Consider the following 23,565-nt stretch of genomic DNA (forward strand, 5'->3'; position numbering starts at 1 on the left):
CACCTCCGTGCCAACGGGTGAATGTCCGGACAAAACGGTTCATCGGGAGTAAGGATCAGTCGCTGTGCGCCTCCTCGGCCACGGCGTTGCGGGCGGGCCAGGCGCCGCGGGTGGGTATCAGCCCGCGTTCGGCCGACACCCGCACGGCGTCACGGCGCTTGCTGACGCCGATCTTCCGGAACAGGGATTTCAGCCGGTACTTGACCGTATCGGGCGACATGCCGATCAGGCGGGCGATTTCCTTGTTGGAGTGGCCCTGGCACAGCAGGAACAGTACCTCGGCCTCCGCCTCGTTGAACAGGCCGGGGGCGGTGATGTTGTTGCGGCAGGCTGCAAGTGATTTTGCGAGTGACTTCAGGAACTGCCCGCGGAAACGGTCGACCTCTGCCCCGTCGGCCATGGCCGCGTCCAGGCCGGCCTGCACGAAGCGCCGCGCCTCCACGAAGGGGCGCACGATGTTCTGGAACATGGCGATGCCCACGGCCTCGTCGAAGCAGGTCCGCGCCTCTTCCGGGGAACCGGTGGCGCGGTGGCCGAAGGCGGCCAGGATGTTGACATCGATCAGCAGCCGGCCGGCGCCGCGCTGGTCGGCCCAGGTGCGCAGCCGGGCCAGTTCGGCCATCGCCGCACCGGTGGCCCCGTCCAGCAGCCGCAGCTTCACGCGGCACAGCGACGCCGCCACGGCGACGGGACGGTAGAAGGGGGAATCCGCCATCATCATGTCGGCCAGCGCATCGATGCCCGCCGCTTCCGCCGCCATGGCGGCCGCGTCCAGCCCCGTGCCGTGGATCAGGTGCAGTTCCACCTCGCTGATGTCGGCCAGCAGTTCCAATTGCCGCAGGCGCCGCCGGGCCGCCGTCCGCCGGGCGCGGGCGATGGTGTTCCAGGCCTCGTCGAAGGCACCATCCCCGGCCAGGGCGCGGGCCTCGGTAAAATAGGCGACGGCATAGACATCGACCCAGCCATCGGACTGTTCCATGTGCGGCAGTGCCCAGGCCAGCAGTTCGCGGGCCTCCGACACCCGATCCTGCTCATAGAGAAGCTCGGCCAGGAAGGCGTTGCAATTGGCCGCCAGATCGGAATGGTCGCCGAAATTCTCCACGATGTCCTGCCGGGCCGCCTTCAGGATGGCCTCCGCCTCCTTCAGCCGGCCCTGCGCCCGCTTGATCCGCGCTTCCAGGAAGCGGGTGAAGATGTCGCTGTAGAGCGAACCGAAGGCCCGATAATGCTCCCGCGCCGTCAGGGTGGGCTGCAGGGCGCGCTCCAGCCAACCACCCTCGAAATATTTGGCGGCCAAAGTCTCGTTGATGTTGGCCAGGATCAGATGATCGTTGGCCGGCAGCTTGCGCAGCAGCGCCTCGCGCGCCAGAAGGTCGTCGAAGGTGACGGGCTGGTTCTCGTAATCGGTCAGCGTGTCGCCCACGACCCTGATTTCCGTGCGCAGGTCGGCCGACAGGGCTGTTTCGTCGGCCCGTTGGGCAAAGGCGTCAAAGGCCACGCGCGCGGCCCCCAATTCCCCCTGCTTCATCAGCAGATAAACATGCGCCAGCACCAGCCGGGGGCGCGTATGCACCAGGGCGCCCGACAGCCGGGCCAGCCCGCGTTCCAGCACGCCTTGCAGGCCCAGCGGGATCAGCCGCCAGCCGCCCGCTTCCTCCAGGATCTCGGCCAGGCGCGTGTCGTCGCCGGCCGGGATGGCGTGGGCCACGGCCTCCGCCACCTGGCCGCGCTGGGAGAACCAGTCGGCCGCGCGGCTTTGCAGGGCCGCGAACAGGCGGCCGTCCGACCGTTCCAGCCGGTCGCGCAGATATTCGGCGAAAAGCTGGTGGTAGCGATATTCCCGCCGGTCCGGCCCCATGGAGGTCAGGAACACGCCCTGCTGTTCCAGCCGTTCCAGCACCAGCCAGCCATCATGCCGGTCGCACAGCAGATTGACGAGGTCACCCGTCAGCCGGTCCAGCAGGGCCGTGCGGATCACCACCTCCCGCACCTCGTCCGGCAGGGCCATCAGCACCTGTTCGGACAGATAGCGGGCCAGATCGGTGCCGGACCCGCCGGATTGCGCGATCAGCCGCTCCTGGCCGATCCCGCGCTTCAGCGACAGCGAGGTCAGTTGCAGGGCGATGGGCCAGCCCTCCGTGCGGTGCAGGATGCGGTCCACGTCATCGGCGGCCAGCGGCCGGCCGGCGCGGGCCAGCAGGCTTTCAGCCTCACGCAGCGAGAAACGCAGGTCATGGGCCGTGATCTCCAGCAACTGTTCCTCTGCCGCCAGCACCGATTGCCCCAGCCGGGGGTAATCGCGCGACGCCAGAACGAAATGGCAGTTGGGCGGGGCCAGCCGGATCAGTGCTTGCAGGAAATCGGCCACCCCCTCGCCCTGGGCGTGGTGCAGGTCGTCCAGGATCAGGACCAGGGGTCCTTCCTCCCCCGCCAGTTCGTTGACGACGGCCGACAGGGCGGCACGCGGCGGCAGGTCGGCGGCCAGCGCCGGGGCATCCGCCGCCCCGCCTTCCCCCCGCACGGCCCGCAGCAGATAGCGCACCAGCCGCTTCAGGTCGCAATCGTCGCGTTCCAGCGCCAGCCAGACGGCCCGCACCGACCGCTGGGCCAGCCGTCCGCGCCATTGGGCCAGGATGCTGGTCTTGCCATAGCCGGCCGGCGCCTGCACCAGGGTCAGCCGGTGCATCAGCGCGGCGTCCAGCCGGTCCAGCAGGGGATCGCGCCGGATCTGGTCGCCCATCCAGACGGGGGGGCCGAATTTGGCGGCGATCACGTCCTCCATGGAACCTTCCTTCGCTTCCGTGTGGTCGTCCAGGCACCTGGCACGGATCAGGGTACGGACAGTGCGCGGGGCTTTCAACACGTTACCCGCGCCGAACGGGCCGCTTACCCGTTCGGCCCCGCCTACACCCGTTTTACAAATTGCCGCGCCGGGGGTGCCTTCCCTCTAATCCAGTGCATGTGAAGGTGATCTGGAGGGTTGAGGAGTGCGCATTGGTGTCGATGTGGGCGGAACAAACACGGATGCGGTCCTGATCGACGGCATGCGGGTTGTTGCCTCGACCAAGCAGCCCACGACGGCGGATGTCAGCTCCGGTGTCGCCGCGGCGATCACGCGGGTTCTGGCCGAGGCGCGGTTGCCGCCCGCCATCGTCACGTCGGTGATGATCGGGACCACCCATTTCACCAACGCCCTGGTGGAACGCGCGCACCTGGACAAGGTGGGCATCATCCGGCTGGCCAGCCCGTCGGGCGAGGCGCTGCCGCCGCTGACCGGCTGGCCGGAGGCGCTGGCCGGGCAGGTGGGGGATGCCATCTTCCTGCTGCCCGGCGGGTACGAGGTGGATGGCCGCGAGATCGCCCCCTTCGACGAGGACAAGGTGCGCGCCGCCGCCCGCGCCTGCCGCCAGCGCGGTATCGCCAGCATCGCGGTCAGCAGCGCCTTCGCCCCCATCAACCCCGCCATGGAGGAACGGGCCGCCGCCATCCTGCGCGATGAATATCCGCAGGCCGCGATCAGCCTGTCGCATGCCATCGGCCGGCTGGGCCTGATCGAGCGGGAAAACGGCGTGATCCTGAACGCCGCCCTGACCAGCCTGGCCCGCCATGTCATCGCCTCCTTCCAGCGGGCGCTGCGGGAACTGGGCCTGGATGCCCCGCTTTACATCTCGCAGAATGACGGCACGCTGATTTCCGCCGCGCATGCCGCGCGCTACCCCGTCATGACGATCGGGTCCGGCCCCACCAACAGCATGCGGGGGGCTGCGTTCCTGACGGGGGTGGATGACGGGATCGTCATGGATGTCGGCGGCACGACCTGCGATATCGGCGTGCTGGCCAACGGCTTTCCCCGTGAAAGCTCCATCGCCGTCGATATCGGCGGGGTGCGCACCAATTTCCGCATGCCCGACATCCTGGCCATCGGCCTGGGCGGCGGCACGCGCATCCATCTGGACCCCGGCCTGTACCGGGCCGACACCCTGGCCGGGACGGACCTGCGTGTCGGGCCGGATTCGGTGGGCTATCGCATCACGCAGGAAGGCTGTCTGTTCGGCGGCACGACCCTGACGGCCAGCGACATCGCCGTTTCCACGGGCAGGGCGGCCTTCGGCGATGCCGCGCGCATCCCCGCGCTCGCCCCCGCCGTGCGGGACGCTGTCTGGACCCGTATCCAGTCCATGCTGGCCGACGGGGTGGACCGCATGAAGACGGCACGCGGCGATGCCACCATCATCGCTGTGGGGGGCGGGCATTTCCTGGTGGACGATGACCTGAAAGGGGCGGCCAGGGTGATCCGCCCGCCCCATGCCGACGTGGCCAATGCCGTGGGGGCCGCCATCGCCCAGATCGGGGCACAGATCGAACAGGTCGTGGATTACGCGGCCATCCCGCGCGAAACGGCCCTGGCCCGCCTGCGTGAGGAGGCCGTGGCCCGCGTCGTGACGGCCGGCGGGGAGGCCGAGACAGTCGAGATCGTGGATATGGAAGAAGTGTTCCTCAGCTATCTGCCGGGCCGGTCGGCCCAGGTGCGCATCAAGGCGGTCGGCGATCTGGCCGGCGGCACCCCGGCCCCCCGCTTCACGGAGGTACAGCATGCGCATTGATCGCGCGGCCCTGGCCGATCTCGCCCGTGGCGCCGCCTTTCTGGGTTCGGGCGGCGGCGGCGATCCCTATTACGGGCTGCTGCTGGCCGAGGCGGCCATCGCGCGCTGCGGCGGCTTCGACCTGATCGCGCCGGCCGATCTTGCCGACGATGCGCTGGTCGCTCCCTGCGGCTGGATCGGCGCGCCCACCGTGTCGGTGGAAAAGCTGCCCAATGGCGGGGAGACCGTGGCCGGCCTGCGGCGCCTGGAAGCGTTGATGGGCCGCAGGATCGATGCCGTGCTGCCCGTGGAGATCGGCGGCGGCAACGGGCTGGCGCCCTTCGTGGCGGCGGCCGAACTGGGCGTGCCGGTCGTGGATTGCGACGGGATGGGCCGCGCTTTCCCGGAATCCCAGATGGTGATCTTCAACATCCGCGGCCTGTCGGCCTGTCCGTCGGTGCTGACAGCGGCCTGCGGCTCGCTGGCGGTCATCGAGACGGACAACAACCTGACGCATGAGCGCGTGGCCCGCGGCCTGTCGGTGGCGCTGGGCGGCATCGCGCATATGGTGGAATATCCGCTGACCGGCGCGCAGGCCCGGCAGCATTCCATTCCCGGCAGCGTCAGCACGGCCATCGCCATCGGCAAGGCCATCCGCACGGCCCGGACCGAACGGCGTGACCCGTTCCAGGCCCTGGCCGCGGCTTTGGGGACTCGGGCCTCTATCCCCATTGCCTGACCCTGTTCGACGGCAAGATCACCGACCTGGAGCGCGAGACGCGCGGCGGCTTCTCCGTCGGGCGGGTCACCATCGACGGGTTCGGCGATGGCGGGAGCCGGATGGAGGTGCTGTTCCAGAACGAGAATCTGGTGGCCCGTCAGGATGGCCGCGTCCGGGCCATGGTGCCCGACCTGATCACCATCATGGACCGGGAGACGGCCGACACGATCACGACGGAGCGGCTGAAATACGGCCAGCGGGTCAAGGTGATCGCGGCATCGGCCCCGTCCATGCTACGCGAACCGGCGGCGCTGTCCCTGGTGGGACCGGCCGCCTTCGGGCTGGGGCCCGATTTCACGCCGATCGAGATCCTGAACCAGGGCGAGGGTGCATGAGCCACAGCAACAGCGGCAGCGAAGGTTTTGCCAGCGGTCCCCTGCCCGAACACCTGACGGTGCCGGGATGGCGGGTGGCGCTGATCATCGCCAGCTTCACCTTCGCCCTGCCCGGGTTCCTGAACGGGGCGCAGACGGGCATGGCGCTGGGCTTCTCCCAGGCGGTGACGGCGGCCCTGGCGGCCGGGCTGATCCTGTGTGCGGGCGCCTGCCTGACATCCATCATCAGCGTGCGCACGCGGCTGACCACCTACATGCTGGTCCAGCGCTCCTTCGGGGTGCGGGGGGCGGCGCTGGTCAATATCGTCATCGCCATCGTGCATTTCTGCTGGTTCGGGGTGAATGTCTCCTTCTTCGGCAGCGCCATGGTGGCCGCCGCGTCGCAGGGCTTCGGCATTCCCGGCAATTTCAGCACCTTTGTCATCATCGGCAGCGTGCTGATCACCATTTCCACCATCTTCGGTTTCCGAACGCTGGACCGGCTGGCCATGGTGGCCGTGCCGCTGGTGGGCGTGATCCTGCTGGTGGTCTGCGTCAAGGCGCTGGGGACGGGGCCGGTGGATCTGGCCCCCGTGGCTGATCCGCCCGTGGCCATGAGCTTCGGCATCGCCCTGTCCGCCCTGGTCGGCGGCAATATGCTGACCGTGGCCGCCATGCCGGACCTGTCGCGTTTCATCCGTACAGAACGGGGGGCGCTGGCGGGCATGGTGCTGTCCTTTCCCTTCGCGGCGCCCGTTCTGATGGTCGTCTCCGCCCTGATCGCGCTGTCCACGGGCCAGACGGACATCATGCAGATCGTCGTCGGCATGGGGCTGGGCGTGCCGGCCCTGCTCATGCTGCTGCTGTCGGTCTGGACCATCAACGCGCTGAACCTCTACTCGGCGGGCCTGTCCCTGGCGGCGACCTTTCCCCGTCTGCGGCAGGTCCATATCATCCTGGGCGGCGGGGCGGTGGGCTGCGCCTTCGCCCTGATGGGCATCATCGACAGTTTCATCCCCTTCCTGGTCACGCTGGGCCTGATCATTCCGCCCATCGCCGCCATCTATGTGATCGACGGCTTCCTGGTCTTCCGCGACCGGGCAGCGGCCGGCACAGCGGCGGGGTCAGCAGCGGCGGTGCCACCGGTCCGCTGGGAAGCCATCGCCGTCTGGCTGGGATCGCTGGCCATCACCATGCCGGCCATGGCCGCCGGCCTCACCCTGACCACCGTGCCGGCGCTGGACGCCACGCTGCTGGCGGCCGGCGCCTATCTGATCGTTCTGCGCTTCCGGGGAAGAATATGAGCGGCGATATCGATGCCATCTGCGCCCTGGATGCCCACGGGCAGGCCGATCTGGTCCGGCGCGGGGACGTGCCGCCCACCGCTCTGCTCGATGCGGCCCTGGCGCGGATCGACGCGCTGAACCCGGCGCTGAACGCCGTCGCCCATGTCGCGGCGGCACAGGCGCATGCGGCCTTGGCCGGGCTGGACCGGTCGGCCCCCATGGCCGGTGTGCCCTATCTGCTGAAGGCCTCGATGGAATATCCGGGCTTTCCCTGGCTGTCGGGTTCGCGCAGCCGGCAGGGCACGGTGGGGCGCCGGAAATACCCGTTCGCCCGGCGGATGGATGCGCTGGGGCTGGTGCCCTGCGGCCTGTCGACCATGCCGGAATTCGGCCTGATCGGCTCCGGCGAGGCGCTGCTCTATGGTCCGACGCGCAACCCCTGGAACCTTGAACATGGGGCGGGCGGGTCCAGCAGCGGGGCGGCCGCGGCGGTGGCGGCCTGCATGGTGCCACTGGCCACGGGCAGCGACGGGGGCGGGTCCATCCGCATCCCGGCGTCGCATTGCGGCATCATCGGGTTCAAACCCAGCCGCAACTGGAACCTGCGGGCCCGCGCCGTCAGCCTGATCGACGACCTGCTGGCCTCCGACGGGCTTTATGGCCGGTCCATGCGCGACACGGCCTGGGCCGCCCGCGCCCTGCGCAGCCAGCCGCCCGGCCCGGCCGCGCCCGGCCGGCCCCTGCGCATCGCGGTGAGCCTGCAGGGGCTGGACGGGCAATTGCCGGCGCCGGACATCGTGGAGATGATCGGCCGGACGGCCACCCTGTGCGCCGACCTGGGCCATGCGGTGGAGCCGCGGGAATTGCCGCTGGACCTGGGGGCGCTGAACCGCGCCTTCGATATCCTGTGGAGCTATGGGGCGGGAGAGGTCGTGGACCTGACCCGGTCCCGGCTGGGGGCGGCGGCGGACGCGGTGCTGGAACCCTGGACCCTGGGGCTGGCCGACCGGCGCCAGGCCGTGACGCCCGACGACCTGGCCGCCGCCCTGTCGGCCATCGGGCGCATCGACCTGCACCTGGCCACCTTCTGGGAACGGTTCGACCTGGTGCTGAGCCCTGTGGCGGCCAGCACGGCCCCGTCGCTGGGCGTGCTGGCGCCCGACCGGGCGTTCGATGAATTGTGGCGCGACCATTTCCGGCATGTGAACCACACGCAGCTTCAGAACATGGCCGGCTATCCGGGCCTGTCCCTGCCGCTGTTCGAAGGGGAGGGCGGCCTGCCGGCGGGGGCCATGTTCTGGACCCGCCATGGCGGTGACGACCTGCTGCTGGCCCTGGGCGCGGCGCTGGAGGAGGCGCGGCCCTGGGCCCATCGCCGCCCGCCCCTGGCCTGACAGGGAAACCAGCCTGGGACCGGCCGGGGTGAACAAGAGGGGGAGATTGCCGTCATGAAGAACGCCATCCTGGGACCGCTGCTTCTGCTGGGGGCGGGTGTTCTGGCCGCACCGGTCCTGCCGGTGCTGGCACAGGACGCCGCCCCGGTCGCCACCCCCTATGTCATGCCGGATACCGAGGTCTGGGACATGCCTGCGGCCCATGGCCAGACCTACCGGATCTATGTCTCCCGCCCCGCGGGGGAGGTGCCGGAGGGCGGCTATCCCGTGCTGTACGTGCTGGATGGCAACGCCATGTTCGCCGGCTTCGCGGAGGCGCGGCGCATCCAGGGCGTGTACAGCCAGGGGCTGGACAAGATGATCGTGGTGGCCATCGGCTATCCCAACGATCTGCCCTATGATCCGCGGCGCATGGGTGATTTCACCGCACCCATCGCCCATCCCGTGCTGAAGGCGCTGTACAAGGACCATCCGTCCGGCGGACGGGACCGTTTCCTGTCGTTCCTGATGGACCGGGTACGGCCGGAAATCGCCCGGCGCTATGGCGTGAACCCGCTGCGCCAGTCGCTCTACGGCCATTCCCTGGGCGGGCTGTTCGCCCTGCATGTGCTCTATTCCCGGCCCGGTGCCTTCCATACGATCATCGCGGCCAGCCCGTCCATCTGGTGGGACGATCAGGCCATCCTGGCGGAGGAACGGGCCTTCCGTGCCCGGCTGGAAAAGGAGCCGGCGCTGGCAAGCGGCAGCCGGCTCCTGATCCTGGCGGGAGAGCGGGAGGAGACGCCGGTCAGTCTGACCGACAGCATCGCCCTTGGGAAACGGCTGGAGCCGTTATCGGCGCTGGGGCTGCGCAGCAGCCATATGGTGCTGGACGGCGAAACCCATATCACCGTGCCCAGCCGATCGGTCACCACCGCCCTGCGCGCCGCCATGCAATGGCCTTGAGGGGCCGCCGGCCGGGTTCTTGCGGGGCCGGGTTCTCGCAGGAAATTGTGAGGGAAAGAAGAAGGCCGGAACGGGGGGTGCCCGTTCCGGCCTTCTTCTTTTCGGCACCGGTGCAGGCGCCCATCCCGGCGGCCCGTCAGGGGGCCGCCTCGTCCCCGAACTGCTCCAGGGTCCCATGCACGGGCTTGCCTTCGAACAGGGTCAGCAGGACCTTGGCATCCGATATGCGCAGGGGATCGACCTTGAAGATATCGGTATCCAGCACGATCAGGTCCGCGCTCTTGCCCCGGGCCAGCGAGCCGGTGACATCCTCCATGCTGTTGGCATAGGCGACGTTGATCGTATGGGCCTTCACCGCCTGTTCCAGGCTGATCGCCTCATCCGGCAGCAGCGGGGGCGAGGTCGTATCCTCGTAATTCACGCGCGTGACGGCCACCTGAAGGCCGGCCAGCGGATCGGCCGTGGCCACGGGCCAGTCGGCGCCATAGGCGATGACGGCCCCGCCCTTCAGCAGGCTGTTGGCCGGATAGATCCATTGCGACCGTTCCGGCCCGATGACCTGCTTGGTCAGATCCATATAGGGATAGTTGCTGGACCAGGTGGCCTGGAACTGCGCGATGACGCCCAGCGACCCGAAACGCGGCTGGTCGGCCGGGTCCACCACGTTCATATGCGTGATCACCGGGCGGTAGAGCGTGCCGTTCTGTGCCTTGGCGGCCTCGAACGCATCCAGTGCCGCCCGGGTCGCCATGTCGCCGATGGCATGGACATAGGGCTGCACGCCATCGGCCGCCAGTTGCGTGACCGCCGCCTTGAACATGTCCGGCGCGATCTGCAGGGTGCCGTGATTATGGGGATCGTCGGCATAGGGCTCGATCATGGCCGCGGTATGCTGGGGGATGACGCCATCGGCGAAGAATTTCACGGCGCGGGCGCGGAAACCCAGCGTTTCGGCCCGGCCGGCCGCCGTGCGCAGGGCCGGGATCTGCTCCAGTCCCTGGCCATTGTCCCATTTCAGGGCAAGGGCGACATGGTTGGTCAGTTCTCCCCGCTGCTTGACGGCGCCATAGGCCTCCACCACCTCGCTGGACCCGTCGGCGGCCACATCCACCAGCGCGTCGTGCCAGTTGGTGATGCCCAGGCTGTTGAACAGCCGGGAGGTATAGAGGATGGATTGCTCCAGCTCCTCCTGCGTGGGCTTGGGCACCAGCTTTTCCACCAGCGCCATGGCGCTTTCCTGCAGGCCGCCGACCGGCTCCCCCGTCGCCGGGTCGCGGTCGATGGTGCCGTTCTCGGGGTCGGGCGTGTCGCGGGTGATGCCGGCCAGTGCCAGCGCCCTGGAATTGACCCAGTAGCTGTGTCCCCCGACATTGGAGAAGATCAGCGCCCGGTCGCTGGACAGCGCGTCCAGCACCTCCTTGCGCGGGATGCCGTTGGGCGGGAACAGCGCGTCCTGCCACCCCACGCCGAACACCGCATCGTCACCGGGATGGCTGTCGATGCAGCCCCTGATGATCCGCTGGTAATCCTCCACCGTGCGCCCGGCATGCAGGGAGCAGCGGGAATAGGACAGGCCGCCGAACACCGGATGCACATGCGCATCGCCGAAGGATGGCATCACCAGCCGCCCGCCCAGGTCCACCACCCGCGTGGCGTCACCCTTGTATCGGGCAAGCTCGGCGGCGGAACCGACCGCCAGGATGCGGCCCCCGTCCACGGCCACGGCTTCCGCCCAGGGCTGCGCCGCCTCCACCGTATAGACACGGGCATTGGTCAGCAGCAGGGCGGCGGCCGGGGCCTTGTCGCCGGCTGTCCCGCCCTCCCCGCCACAGGAAACGAGGCCGGTGGTTCCCAGCAGCAGGGCCAGCGCCGGGATGAGGCGGCGTGAACGTGAAGACATCAGGGGCTCTCCCTCCCGTGGCGACCGATGCGGATGGCGACTGGGGCCACCATCCGCACCGGCCGCCCGATGATCAGAACTTGCGGGTCACCGACGCCAGGATCGTGCGATCCTTGGCGGCGACGCAATAGCCCTCCGGCGGGGAGGACAGGCCGCAGGTGGCGTAATATTTCTTGTCGAACAGGTTGCTGGCATTGACCGAGGCCGACCAGTCACCATAGCTGGCCGACACCATGGCATCCACCAGCGTCACCGACGGCGTCAGGAAGCTTTGCGAAGTGTCGATCTTGTTGCCGATATGGCGCACGCCGGCACCGGCCCGCAGGGTCCAGTCGGCTCCCACCTGGAAGGTCTTGCTTCCCCAGAGGGAGGCCATTTCCTTCGGGATGTCGATGATCCGGTCCCCGGCGGTCAGGGTCTGGCTGGAGGTCAGGACCTCCGCGTCGGTGTAGCTGTAGGCGGCGGCGAAGTCGAAATCACCCGGCAGGCGGATGGTGGCTTCCACCTCCACGCCCTTGGACCCGACGGACCCGCCCTGGATGAAGTTCTGGATATTGTTCGGGTCCTGGGAGACGTAGTTGCTTTCCTTGATGTCGAAATAGGCCACGGTCAGCAGGGCGCCCCGCATCGGTTCCCATTTGGCGCCGCCTTCATACTGCCGGGCCGTGCGCGGGCTGAAGGAATTGCCGGCGAAGTCGCCGCCCGGCACGGGCAGGAAGGATTCCGAATAGCTGAAATAGGGGGAGATGCCGGCCACCAGCTCGGCGATGATGCCGCCGCGGAAGGACCAGGCATTCTGCTTCAGCTCCCGCACCCCGTTGCGTTCGGAGGTGGCGCGGTCGCGGCGCAGGCCCAGCAGCACATGCACCCGGTCGTCATAGCTGATCTGGTCCTGGACATAGACGCCGAGCTGCGTGCTTTTATATTCCAGGAAATTGGTGTAGCCGAAATCGAACGGCGCGCCATATTGCGGGTTGTAGATGTTGATGGGCGGCGGGCTGCCGCCGGCGAAGCAGGGCGCCTCCAGCCAGCCGCTGCAGGAGAAGCCTTCATCCTTGCTCTGGTCGAACCAGGTATAATCGACGCCGAACAGGACATTATGCTTCAGCGGCCCCGTGGTGAACCCGACCGACAGGTTGTTGTCGGTGTTCAGCACCTTGCTCTTTTCCCGGTTCACATAGAATTCGCGGCGCAGCAGCGTTTCCTCCGCGTCCGCGAACGGGCTGACATAGACGGCATAGCCGCCGTCGGACAGGTCGCTGTAGACCTCCCGGTAATCGGTATCCATGTGGGAATAGCGGGTGCGGCTGCTGAACACGATGCTGGGGGCGAAACGGTGGGTCAGCAGCAGGCTGCCCGACGTGTACTGCGTGTCCATGCCGCCGAAGCCGGGTTCACCCTGGTAGAAATTGAAGGCAATCCGCTCGTTCCGGTTGGGGGCCAGCAGTGATTTCGACAGGGGCACATAGCCCAGCGACCCCTGCTTGTCGTCCTGGTAAAGGCCGATCAGCGTCACCTCGGTGTCCGGCGTGGCCTCCCAGGTCAGCGACGGATTGATCAGCAGGCGGTCATCGGGCGTGCCCCACTGGGATTCACCGTCGCGCCCCACCGCCACCAGGCGGGCGGCCACCGTGTCGGACAGGGCGCCCGTGACATCGCCCTGGATCTGCTTGCGCTTGTCGGTGCCCAGCACGATCCCGACCTCACCGCCGGTCTGGAATTTCGGCATCTTGCTGGCGCCGTTCAGAATGCCGCCCGGCCCCCCCGCGCCATACAGCACGGATGACGGTCCGCGCAGTACCTCGGCGCGTTCCAGCGTGTAGGTTTCCAGCCGCGCGCCATAGATGAAATCGGGCATGCGCTTCAGCCCGTCCAGGTACTGCGCCGCGTCGAAGCCGCGCGCCGTGACGAAGTCGCCGCGGGAATCGACGCTGGGGGCTCCGGAAACGCCGGCGCTGTAGCGGTAGATGTCCTGCAGGTCGACCGCGGTGCGGTCCCGGAATTCCTGGTCGGTGATGACGCTGATCGCCTGCGGCGTCTCGATCAGGGCGGCATTGGTCTTCGTGCCGACGATGGCGCGGTCGGCCGTCACCACGATCTCTTCCAGGTCCGTGCCGCTGCCTTCCTGGGCCAGCGCACCGCCGGTGGCGGCCAGCAGGCAGCCAGCCGACAGGGTGCAGAAAAACCCGCGGCGCAGGGCCGCCTTCTTCGAGAATAGAGTGTTGGGTTCGTTAAGCATCGATACCATTGTAATTCCCCTTACCTTCCCCGTTGTGCTTTCCCGGTGCCATTGATTTTTGAATTGCGTGGCGATCATTGACGAACCATCGTTCGTGCATCTGTCGCGGTGCATTCAGCTTGGCGCAACCCCGCTTCGGAGGGATGGGCTTTTCAGGGTAAAGGCGGGTAAAGACGGGTAAGGCTGGGGACGGGCGCGCCGGGTGGGGCCGCCCATGGGGCTTCCGGGCCGGCGGCACGGCCGGCATTTACCCGCCTGACCAAGCACTTACCCATCCATCCTGTTGCAGGGCGGGACGGGTGGGGCACAGGCTGGCCGGTGATTAGACCGTTCGGGATCGGTCCCGTCCGGCCTGCGCTTGCAAGGGTGGAAGACACCATGGCCATGGATGGCATCGATCCCGACATTCACCGCTTCATCCTGCGGATGCGGGAGGATTGGCAGCGGTTCCCGCCGCTGGAGAGCATGGATTTCCCGGACCAGCGGATCGCGGCCGAACAGGTGCGGGCCCCCTGGACCGTCGGCGGGCCGGTGATGGCGGAGACGCTGGAACGCACCTTCGATCCCGGTGCCGGGGAATTGCGGATCAGGGTGTACCGGCCTGTGGCGGGGGGCGGCGCGCTGCCGGCCCTGGTCTATGTGCATGGCGGGGGGTTCACCCTATTCAGCATCGACACGCATGACCGGCTGATGCGCGAATATGCGGCCCAGGGCGGCTTTGCCGTGATCGGGGTCGATTACCCTCTGGCGCCGGAAGCGAAGTTCCCGACGGCGCTGGACCGGATCGAGGCGCTGATGCTGTGGCTGAAGGACAATGCCGGGCAATGGGGGATCGACCCGGCGCGGCTGGCCATGGGGGGCGATTCAGCCGGCGGGAACCTTTCCTTCGCCACCTGCCTGCGCCTGCGGGACCGGGGGGAACCGGATCTGGTGAAGGCCATCCTGTCCAACTATGGCGGCTTCACGAACATCATCTCCGACGCGGCGGAGGCGCGTTTCGGCGGGCCGGGGGCCATCCTGAACCGGGAGGAGGCGCGGGGCTATTGGGCCAATTACCTGCGCGACGCCGCGGACGAGGCCAACCCCCAGGCCTGCCCCCTGCTGGCCGACCTGCGCGGGTTCCCGCCGGTTTTCCTCGTCGTGGCCGAACTGGACCTTGTGGCGGCCGACAGCCTGGCCATGCATGAACGGCTGATACAGGCCGGCGTCGCCGTGGAATGCCGGGTCTATCCCGGTGCAGTCCATAGTTTCCTGGAAGCCATGTCCATTTCCCCCCTGGCCCGCCGCGCCATTGCCGACGGCGCCGGCTTCATCGCCGGCCGGGTCGGCTGAGGCTGTTGCGCGGGGTGTTCAGGCTGCCGGCCCCCGGATGGCGCGCAGCGGGTCGAGCAGCACATCGATGAAGCGGCGGCGATCCACCACGATATCGGCCGACAATGTCATGCCGGCCTGAAGCCGCCTTTCCTCGCCATAGGCACTGACCGACAGGCGTTCCGGCATCACGGTGACGCGGTAGACGGCTTCGGCGAAGACGATGGGGGTCAGCAGATCGCCGGGGCGATAGGTTGCGCGGCCGACCTGGGCTACCGTGCCATTCACCGATCCGAAGCGCTGGAAGGGAAAGGCATCGATGCGCAGGCGCACCGCCTGCCCCACCTCCACCAGCCCGGAAGCGCGCGACGGCAGCAGCAACTGCACCTCCATGCCCGCATCTTCCGGCACGATGGCAACCAGGGGCACCTCGGGGGCGGCGGCCTGTCCCGTCTCGGCCTGCAGCGCGGCCACCCGTCCGGCGACCGGGGCGACCAGCACATAGCCCTGGGCCAGTTCAAGCTCGGCCAGCGTACGGCGCAAATTGCGCCAGCCCGCCGATGGGGGCCAGGTACCCCGGCACCATCTACGTCCGGGCGTAGCTGCCGACGGTAAGCCAGGCCAGACCCGCCATGGCGGTAACCGCCAGCGCCACCGTCAGAACGACATGGCGCACCGGCTGGCTGATCACCACTTCGCCATAGAGACGCTGGCGACGATGATCAATGGCTTCCTGGCGGAAGATCGCCTTTTTTGTGATAATGTTAGAAATCCTTTATTTTTCATTTGCATCTTTGTTGATTTTTAAAAAGCCCAAAAATAGCGCGATTAAAAACATAAAACCAAGATTTGCAAGAATCATAGAAATTGCTCCAATTAAGAATCCTTCATTAGATGATCTAACCATATCATTTATGAATGGAGAGAATGCGGGACTGAGGAATATTGCTACACCTTTCGCCTTTCTATTTATTTTTATCACAACCTTCACCGATCTTGTTGTAATAATACTATTTTGCGGTGACCAGAACCTATAGGTTCTGGTCACCGCCCTCAATTGCCGGCGCCAACATTCGTTGGCTTGGCTGCGCCGCACGAGCGGTGCTGTGGCAGTCGCCGCCGGACCAACTTGCGATGAGTTCTACTAATCGAAAGTTGGTATAAGAGATAGGAGATTATATAAAAAATAAATAAATATCAACGACCCCGCCATCGGCAAGCGGCGCCTTTTCTGGGCGGAGGTGTCGAAACATTTCACGGGTGGATTGATCGCCGTCGTGCTGGACGGGGTGATGGCGATAGCGACCCTTGCCGTGATGCTGGTCTATGCACCGGTCCTGACGGCCATCGTCCTGGTCGGCCTTGTCCTCTATTTCGGCGTGCGCGCGCTTTCCTACCCCTATCAGCGGCGGCTGACGGATGAGGGCATACAATTGGCTGCCAAGGAGAATTCGATCTTCCTGGAGACGGTTCGCGGCGCCCGCGCCTTCAAGCTGTTCGGCCGGGAGGCCGAACGCCATTCCCTCTGGCAGAACGCCTGGGCCGACAGCATCAATAACAGCCTGCGCTCACAGAGATTTGGCCTGTTCGGCGGCACGGCCAACGGCCTGTTCAACCTGGCCGAAGCCCTGCTGGTCCTGTGGCTGGGCGCGCGCGCTTTATCGCCGGCCGTCGATCCTGTTCCTGGACGAGGGGACGGCCAACCTGGACGCACAGGCGGAACATGCCGTGATGGAGGTGGTGCGCCACCTGCCTGTCACCCGCATCGTGGTCGCCCACCGCCCCGCCGCCATCGCCGGGGCGACGCGCGTCTTTATCGTGGTGGACGGGGGCGTCAATGAAGCCATGCGGGACGAACCTCTCCCCCGCCAAGCCTCCGGACAGCAGGATTCCGTGCCTGTCGCATGAGAGATTGCGGGGAAGGGGGAAGCCTTTCACGGTCGGCGACCGGACCCGATCAGGTCGGGCGCGATGAGGTCAGCCGTCATGCCGGCCGCGCGGGATGGACAATGCGCCATGGGCCTTGCTACTGCTACAGGCCATGACAATCCATGGGAGGATGGTGGAGATGGCTGAACGCAGGAAACCCCTGGTCATCGTGACGCGCAAGCTGCCCGACGCCATCGAGACCCGGATGATGGAGCTGTTCAACACGCGCCTCAACCTGGACGACCATCCCATGGCGCGCGCGGAACTGGAGGAGGCGGTGAAGACCGCCGATGTGCTGGTTCCCACCGTCACCGACACGATCGACGAGGCGCTGCTGAACCAGGCGGGGCCGCAATTGAAGCTGATCGCCAATTTCGGCAATGGCGTCGACCATATCGACCTGCGCGTGGCGCGGGCCAGGGGCATCATCGTCACCAACACGCCGGGCGTGCTGACGGAGGATACGGCCGACATGACCATGGCCCTGATCCTGGCCACGGCGCGGCGCCTGTCGGAAGGGGAACGGCTGGTCCGGTCCGGCCAGTGGACGGGCTGGGCCCCGACCGTGATGCTGGGTGCGCGCATGGCGGGCAAGCGGCTGGGCATCATCGGCATGGGCCGCATCGGCCAGGCGCTGGCGCGGCGTGCCCGCGCCTTCGGCCTGTCCATCCATTACCACAACCGCAAGCCCGTGCATCCGGAGGTGGAAGCCGAACTGGATGCCGCCTATTGGGAAAGCCTGGACCAGATGCTGGCGCGCATGGATATCGTGGCCATCACCTGTCCGCGCACGCCCGCCACCTACCACCTGTTGAACGCCCGCCGCCTTGCCCTGCTGAAGCCGACGGCCATCCTGGTCAATATCAGCCGCGGCCAGGTGGTGGACGAGGCGACCCTGGCCCGCATGCTTCAGCGGCGGGAGATCGGCGGCGCCGGCCTGGATGTGTACGAGGACGAGCCCAATGTCGATCCCAAGCTGCTGAAACTGGACAATGTCGTGCTGCTGCCGCACATGGGCTCCGCCACGCTGGAAGGCCGCATCGACATGGGCGAGAAGGTCATCGTCAATATCAAGACCTTTGTGGATGGCCACCAGCCGCGCGACCGCGTGCTGGAAATGATGTTCTGACGCCGGTTCCCCGCCGGCGCCGGCCGGGTCTCCCCCGTCTTCGCGCAAGGCAGCCGCGCTTGCCGGCCGCCGCCTTTGCGTTTGCGTGACGGGCGGGCCTGGGCTAAGACCGGTTACCGGTGTGGGGGACCAGCCCCCGGCCCTTCGTGCATCTTGAGCGACATCGGTTCTGCCCCATGAGCGATAAGCCCACCAAGGCCCTGGCGGCCAAGGCGTTGCTGCCGACCGGATTGCGTGACCTGCTTCCGCCCGATGCGGAACATGAGGCGCAGGTCGTCGGCCGGCTGCTGAAGGAATTCCATCGCCACGGCTATGAACGGGTGAAACCGCCGCTGGTGGAGTTCGAGGAGGGGCTGCTGTCCGGTTCCGCCGCGACGCTGGCCAACCAGACCTTCCGCATCATGGATCCGGTGTCCCAGCGCATGATGGGCGTGCGGTCCGACATGACGCCGCAGGTGGCCCGCATCGCCACCACCCGGCTGCGCAAGGCGCCCCGCCCGCTGCGCCTGTCCTATGCCGGCCAGGTGCTGCGCGTGAAGGGCACGGGCCTGCGCCAGGAACGCCAGTTCGGCCAGGTCGGCGTCGAACTGATCGGTCCCGACCGGGCCGAGGCGGATGCCGAGATCATCCTGCTGGCGGCCAGTGCGCTGGGCAGCGTCGGGGCCAAGGGCATTTCGATCGACCTGACCGTGCCGACGCTGGTGCCGGCCGTGGCGCAGGCCCTCTCCCTGACGGAAGAGGATTACGCCCGCCTGCGCGCCGCACTCGACCACCGCGATGCCAAGGCCGTGGCCGACGCCATGGGACCCCACGCACCGCTGTTCCTGGCGATCCTGGAGGCCAGCGGCCCCGCCCCGGCGGCCGTGCAGCGGCTGGCCGCCATCGATCTGCCGGCCGTGGCGCGCAAGGCGCGCGCCGAACTGACCGATGTCGTCCGCCTGATCGAAAAGGCGGCGCCCGGCCTGTCCGTCACCATCGATCCCGTGGAAATGCGGGGTTTTGAGTATCAGACCGGCGTCAGCTTCACGATCTTCGCCCGCGGGGTGCGGGGCGAACTGGGGCGCGGCGGCCGTTACCGCACGGGCGGCGCCGATCCGGTGGGGGAGCCCGCGACGGGCTTCACCCTTTACACCGACACGGTGCTGCGCGCCCTGCCGGGTCCGCGTCCCGCCCGGCGCGTTCTGCTGCCGCCGGGCACCGATTATGCCGAGGCGCAGGCCTTGCGCGCCCAGGGCTGGTACACGGTGGCCGCCATGGATGCCACCGACGACCCCGTCGGCGAGGCGCGGCGCCTGGGCTGTTCGCATCTGCTGACCCCGGACGGGCCCGTGCCCGTCTGACATCCGGATTGAAACCTGTCGGGGTGGCGCCTTTGCGGGCCGCCCCCTTAATTCTGCTAGAAGCGAGGAATATCATGGCCAATGTGGCGGTCGTCGGTTCCCAGTGGGGCGACGAGGGCAAGGGCAAGATCGTCGACTGGCTGTCCAGCCGCGCCGATGTCGTGGTGCGCTTCCAGGGTGGCCACAATGCCGGCCACACGCTGGTGATCAACGGCGTGGTCTACAAGCTGTCGCTGCTGCCGTCGGGCGTGGTGCGTCCGGGCAAGCTGTCGGTCATCGGCAATGGCGTCGTCGTCGATCCCTGGGCCCTGCTGAAGGAGATCGACAGCATCCGCGGCAAGGGGGTGGAGATCACGCCCGACACCCTGCTGGTGGCCGAGAACTGCGCCCTGATCCTGCCGCTGCACAGCGCCGTCGACAAGGCGCGCGAGGAAGCGCGCGGCGTCAACAAGATCGGCACGACGGGCCGTGGCATCGGCCCCGCCTATGAGGACAAGGTGGCCCGCCGCGCCATCCGCGTCTGCGACCTGGCGGACGAGGCCGTGCTGGAAAGCAAGGTGGAACAGTTGCTGTTCCACCACAACGCCCTGCTGCGCGGCCTGGGTGCGCCCGAACTGCACCAGGACGAGGTGCTGGCCCAGTTGCGCGAGATCGCGCCGCGCCTGCTGCCCTATGCCGCCGTCGTGTGGAAGCGCCTGGACGAGGCGCGCCGCCAGGGCAAGCGCATCCTGTTCGAGGGCGCGCAGGGGGCCATGCTGGACGTGGATCACGGCACCTATCCGTTCGTCACCTCCTCCAACACGGTGGCGGGCAATGCTGCCGCCGGGTCGGGCATGGGGCCGGGTTCGGTCGGCTATGTGCTGGGCATCACCAAGGCCTATACGACCCGCGTTGGCTCCGGCCCGTTCCCCACGGAACTGCATGACGCGACCGGCGACCGGATCGGCGAGCGCGGGCATGAGTTCGGTACCGTCACGGGCCGCAAGCGCCGCTGCGGCTGGTTCGACGCCGTCATGGTGCGCCAGGCCATCCGCACGGGTGGCATCACCGGCATCGCGCTGACCAAGCTGGATGTGCTGGACGGGTTCGATGAACTGAAGGTCTGCACGGGCTACAAGCTGAACGGCGAGGTGATCCAGCACCTGCCCGCCGGCCAGACGGCCCAGGCGCAGGTGGAACCGGTCTATGAGACGTTCGAGGGCTGGAGCGAAAGCACCCAGGGCGCGCGGTCCTGGGGCCAGCTTCCGGCCGCCGCCATCAAGTATGTGCGCCGTATCGAGGAACTGATCGAGGCGCCCGTGACATTGCTTTCCACCAGTCCGGAGCGTGACGACACGATCCTGATGAAGGACCCGTTCGAGGATTGATCACCGCTTTTCCTGCAACGCCGCCCCAAAAGGGCGGCGTTGTCGTTTCCGGCAGGGGCATCCTCGTGCCAGACTGGCTTGCGCCGTCGTCCCGTCCGGCGTGGAGGGAAATGCCCATGCAATGGAACCCGAGCCAGTATGAGCGTTTCCGTGCCCCGCGTGAGCGGCCGGGGCGGGACCTGCTGGCGGCACTGCCGCCCCTGCGGCCCGGGATGGTCACGGATCTGGGTTGCGGCACGGGTTATCTGACACGGCAACTCGCCGACCGGTTCCCCGACGCGGCCGTCACGGGGCTGGACAGCGATCCCGCCATGCTGGCCCGGGCGGCCGCCATCGCCTCGCGCGTGCGGTGGCGGCAGGGGGATATCGCGACGTGGGTGCCGGACGCGCCGCAGGACCTGATCTTCTCCAACGCCGCCCTGCAATGGCTGCCCGGCCATGATGTGCTGTTCCCCTGCCTGGCCGGATGTCTGACCGACGGTGGGGTGCTGGCCGTGCAGATGCCGGATAATTTCGACGCCCCCTCCCACCTTCTGTTGCGGGAAACGGCGGCCGATGGCCCCTGGGCGCCGGCCCTGCGCACGGCGATGGATCATCATCATGCGCTGCTGTCGCCCGCCGATTACTGGCGCTTGCTGCGGCCCCATTGCGGCAGTGTGGATATCTGGTCCAGCGACTATCTGCATGTGCTGGAAGGCGCCGATCCCGTGCTGGAATGGACCGCCGGCACGGCCCTGCTGCCGGTCATGGCCCGGCTGCCCGCCGATCAGGCCGCCGCCTTCCGCGAGGCCTATGCCAACCGTCTACGCCTGGCCTATCCGGCCGAAGGGGATGGCCGGACGCTCTTCCCCTTCCGGCGGCTTTTCATCGTCGCGCGGATTTAGGATAATGGCGCGGGGCTCACCTTCGATCCGGGTGCGGGAATGGCGTTGAATGTGCTGGAAGTGACCATCTTTGCCATGGTGCTGGCCAATGGCGACCCGCTGGTCTGCACGCGGCAGGACGGGACGGAGGAGATGGTCTTGTGTACCAATGGGCAGGTGGCCCATCTGGACCATGACCGCATCACCTTCAAGAACGATATCGGTGTGGTGAAATTCCCCGACGGCACATTGACCTTCACCAATGGCATCCGCTCCCATTGGGGCAGCGCCGGCTGGGTGCAGTTTTCCAACAAGATCTCCATCCGCCGCAATCCGGACGGGTCGTTCAAGACCAGCAAGGGCCTGGTCTGCCGTGCCCTGAACGATGACAAGGCCACCTGCCAGAAGGATTGATACCGGCACCCGGTGAGTTGGACCTGGCGGGTGCTGGTTCGGCGGCGATTGCCGCCGCGCGGCACATGCCGCGTCGCCAAGCTGCCGGGTGGCGGCGCCGGCAACGGGGTCGATGGTCCGTTGCGATTGCCGATATCTGATATGACGGGCCCTGTTGCTCGACGGCCGGGGCCGATGCCCCGGCATGTCCCGTCCATTTTCTGCTTGAGAACAAAACAAGAACATTATAGAAAAGGAACAGAGGATGGAGAAAGGGCGGCCGGCGTGCCGCCATCGGCCAAGGAGGCAGGCATATGCGACCGGCGATCCGGCATAGCGCCCTGGTGGGCAGCGTGGGCTGCGCCAATTTCAAGGGCCATGATTTCGACATGCATTGTGTGTGCTGCGGGGAGGAAAGCCGCTGGCGATCGGACCTGCTGGTCCGCCGCCATGGCCATGGCTGGCCCGTGGCCGAATTCAGCCGCCGTTTCGTCTGCCAGGGTTGTGGGGAGGTGGGGTCGTCGGTGCTGCGCATCGTGGACCGGCCGGCCGACCAGCAGGAAACCCGTTTCCGCCGCATGGCGCCGCGCCCCACACCCATGCCCGAGCTTCCCGCCGCCCCGATGCATTGGCGGATGCGCGTGGTGGGGGACGGGGCGGCCACCTCCTGAAGGGGCCGCCCCGGATGACACGGCAGGCGGCTTGGCAGGGCGCGCCCCCTCCCTTACAAAGGGACAGGTATTCCGCTGACCGGAGGCAAGATGTCCCATCGCCGTTTCGGCCTGCTCTGCCTGGCCCTGTTGTTTCTGGCCCTGCCGGCTGCGGCGCAGGAACGCATCGTCTTCGCCACGGACTGGCGGGCCCAGGCGGAACATGGCGGCTTCTATCAGGCCATGGCGGCCGGCCTTTACAAGGCGCGCGGGCTGGATGTCGTGCTGCGCCAGGGCGGTGTCGGCATGGACCCGCAGCAATTGCTGGCGGCCGGCGCCATCGATGCCGCCATGGGCTCCAGCGGTTTCTTCACGCTCAATCTGGTGGAGGCGGGGGCGCCCGTCGTGACGGTGGCCGCCCTCTTCCAGAAGGATCCCGTGATCCTGATGAGCCACGACCGGGATGACGTGAACAGCCTGGCCGACATGAAGGGCAAGCCCATCGCCATCGGCGATCCGACGGTGCATACCATCTGGCGCTACCTGAAGTCCCGCTACGGGTTCGAGGATGCGCAGATCCGCAAATACACCTTCAACATCGCCCCCTTCCTGGTCAACCGGCAGGCGATCCAACAGGGCTATGCCACGTCCGAGCCCCATACCGCCGAAAAGGCGGGCATCCGGCCCAAGGTGTTCCTGCTGGCCGATGACGGCTATCTGTCCTATGCCGCCACCATCATGGTCCGCCGGGACCTGATGGAGCGCAAACCCGATGCGGTCCGCGCCTTTGTGGAGGCGTCGGTTGAGGGCTGGAAGCAATATCTGCATGGCGACCCCGCTGCTGCCGACGCCCTGATCAAGCGCGACAATCCGGAAATGGATGACGAGACGCTGGCCTATGCACGGGCGCGCATGCGTGATTATGGGCTGGTGGAAAGCGGTGACGCGCTGACCCATGGCATCGGCACGATGTCGGCCGATCGCTGGGACCGTTTCGCGCGGCAGATGATCGATCTGGGCGTTTATCCGGCCGGGCTGGACTGGCGTCAGGGGGTGGATTTCCGTTTCATCACCCAGCCGGCACCCTGACGCGGGTGGAAACACTCCCCCAAGGGCAACGGCCCGAGCCTGCCGTAAGTGC

The 23,565-nt window shown here is 67.4% G+C and carries 19 protein-coding genes; 15 read left to right on the forward strand and 4 right to left on the reverse strand.

The window, feature by feature from the left end; genetic code table 11:
* Positions 1-55: 55 nt before the first annotated feature.
* The gene (locus tag ABC728_RS16535; protein WP_416619479.1) at positions 56-2,782 is read right to left on the reverse strand and encodes a helix-turn-helix transcriptional regulator; all 2,727 of its coding nucleotides are present in this window, start codon (positions 2,780-2,782) and stop codon (positions 56-58) included.
* 205 nt (positions 2,783-2,987) lie between these two features.
* Here ABC728_RS16535 and ABC728_RS16540 point away from each other — a divergent pair, with 205 nt between their 5' ends.
* Genes ABC728_RS16540 through ABC728_RS16565 form a run of 6 tightly spaced genes read left to right on the forward strand, consistent with a single transcriptional unit; the run spans position 2,988 to position 9,303 of the window.
* A complete protein-coding gene (locus ABC728_RS16540) occupies positions 2,988-4,604 on the forward strand; it encodes a hydantoinase/oxoprolinase N-terminal domain-containing protein (protein WP_416619481.1) in 1,617 nt (538 codons plus the stop codon).
* Positions 4,594-5,322 (forward strand): DUF917 domain-containing protein, encoded by a 729-nt coding sequence (locus tag ABC728_RS16545; RefSeq protein ID WP_445376613.1) that lies wholly within the window; start codon positions 4,594-4,596, stop codon positions 5,320-5,322. The genes ABC728_RS16540 and ABC728_RS16545 overlap by 11 nt, the downstream gene beginning before the upstream one ends.
* Positions 5,323-5,348: 26 nt before the next feature.
* Complete coding sequence (locus tag ABC728_RS16550) at positions 5,349-5,699, forward strand: S-methyl thiohydantoin desulfurase domain-containing protein (protein ID WP_445376649.1); 351 nt, start codon at positions 5,349-5,351, stop codon at positions 5,697-5,699.
* A complete protein-coding gene (locus ABC728_RS16555) occupies positions 5,696-6,982 on the forward strand; it encodes a purine-cytosine permease family protein (RefSeq protein ID WP_416619485.1) in 1,287 nt (428 codons plus the stop codon). The genes ABC728_RS16550 and ABC728_RS16555 overlap by 4 nt, the downstream gene beginning before the upstream one ends.
* On the forward strand, positions 6,979-8,358 hold the full coding sequence (locus ABC728_RS16560; protein ID WP_416619487.1) for an amidase family protein: 1,380 nt from the start codon (positions 6,979-6,981) through the stop codon (positions 8,356-8,358). The genes ABC728_RS16555 and ABC728_RS16560 overlap by 4 nt, the downstream gene beginning before the upstream one ends.
* 54 nt (positions 8,359-8,412) lie before the next feature.
* Positions 8,413-9,303: an alpha/beta hydrolase gene (locus tag ABC728_RS16565; RefSeq protein ID WP_416619489.1), complete on the forward strand. Its 891-nt coding sequence runs from the start codon at positions 8,413-8,415 to the stop codon at positions 9,301-9,303.
* Between the two features lie 136 nt (positions 9,304-9,439).
* Here ABC728_RS16565 and ABC728_RS16570 read toward each other — a convergent pair whose 3' ends face one another.
* Both ABC728_RS16570 and ABC728_RS16575 read right to left on the reverse strand, forming a co-directional pair.
* Positions 9,440-11,203: an amidohydrolase gene (locus ABC728_RS16570; RefSeq protein WP_416619491.1), complete on the reverse strand. Its 1,764-nt coding sequence runs from the start codon at positions 11,201-11,203 to the stop codon at positions 9,440-9,442.
* A 73-nt stretch (positions 11,204-11,276) separates the two neighbouring features.
* Positions 11,277-13,451 (reverse strand): TonB-dependent siderophore receptor, encoded by a 2,175-nt coding sequence (locus ABC728_RS16575; protein ID WP_416619493.1) that lies wholly within the window; start codon positions 13,449-13,451, stop codon positions 11,277-11,279.
* A gap of 369 nt (positions 13,452-13,820) precedes the next feature.
* Here ABC728_RS16575 and ABC728_RS16580 point away from each other — a divergent pair, with 369 nt between their 5' ends.
* Positions 13,821-14,774: an alpha/beta hydrolase fold domain-containing protein gene (locus ABC728_RS16580; protein WP_416619495.1), complete on the forward strand. Its 954-nt coding sequence runs from the start codon at positions 13,821-13,823 to the stop codon at positions 14,772-14,774.
* A gap of 18 nt (positions 14,775-14,792) precedes the next feature.
* Here the strand turns inward: ABC728_RS16580 and ABC728_RS16585 are convergent, their stop codons facing one another.
* On the reverse strand, positions 14,793-15,296 hold the full coding sequence (locus tag ABC728_RS16585; protein ID WP_416619497.1) for an HlyD family efflux transporter periplasmic adaptor subunit: 504 nt from the start codon (positions 15,294-15,296) through the stop codon (positions 14,793-14,795).
* A gap of 698 nt (positions 15,297-15,994) precedes the next feature.
* Between ABC728_RS16585 and ABC728_RS16590 the strand changes: the two genes are divergently transcribed.
* From ABC728_RS16590 to ABC728_RS16625, 8 genes are all read left to right on the forward strand, one after another.
* A complete protein-coding gene (locus ABC728_RS16590) occupies positions 15,995-16,594 on the forward strand; it encodes an ABC transporter transmembrane domain-containing protein (protein ID WP_416619499.1) in 600 nt (199 codons plus the stop codon).
* Between the two features lie 227 nt (positions 16,595-16,821).
* Positions 16,822-17,811 (forward strand): 2-hydroxyacid dehydrogenase, encoded by a 990-nt coding sequence (locus ABC728_RS16595; protein WP_416619501.1) that lies wholly within the window; start codon positions 16,822-16,824, stop codon positions 17,809-17,811.
* 176 nt (positions 17,812-17,987) lie between these two features.
* Positions 17,988-19,151, forward strand: a complete 1,164-nt coding sequence (locus tag ABC728_RS16600) for an ATP phosphoribosyltransferase regulatory subunit (protein WP_416619503.1) — start codon at positions 17,988-17,990, stop codon at positions 19,149-19,151.
* Between the two features lie 74 nt (positions 19,152-19,225).
* On the forward strand, positions 19,226-20,518 hold the full coding sequence (locus ABC728_RS16605; protein WP_416619505.1) for an adenylosuccinate synthase: 1,293 nt from the start codon (positions 19,226-19,228) through the stop codon (positions 20,516-20,518).
* Between the two features lie 116 nt (positions 20,519-20,634).
* Entirely contained in the window at positions 20,635-21,402 is a 768-nt protein-coding gene (locus tag ABC728_RS16610; protein ID WP_416619507.1) for a methyltransferase domain-containing protein, read from the forward strand.
* Between the two features lie 39 nt (positions 21,403-21,441).
* Positions 21,442-21,795, forward strand: coding sequence for a hypothetical protein (locus ABC728_RS16615; RefSeq protein WP_416619509.1), 354 nt, complete (start codon positions 21,442-21,444; stop codon positions 21,793-21,795).
* A 293-nt stretch (positions 21,796-22,088) separates the two neighbouring features.
* Positions 22,089-22,445 carry a hypothetical protein gene (locus ABC728_RS16620; RefSeq protein ID WP_416619511.1) on the forward strand — a complete coding sequence of 119 codons (357 nt, stop codon included), beginning with the start codon at positions 22,089-22,091 and terminating at the stop codon, positions 22,443-22,445.
* A gap of 90 nt (positions 22,446-22,535) precedes the next feature.
* Positions 22,536-23,513 (forward strand): ABC transporter substrate-binding protein, encoded by a 978-nt coding sequence (locus tag ABC728_RS16625; RefSeq protein ID WP_416619513.1) that lies wholly within the window; start codon positions 22,536-22,538, stop codon positions 23,511-23,513.
* Positions 23,514-23,565 lie beyond the last annotated feature (52 nt).

This window comes from Niveispirillum fermenti, from assembly GCF_052474395.1.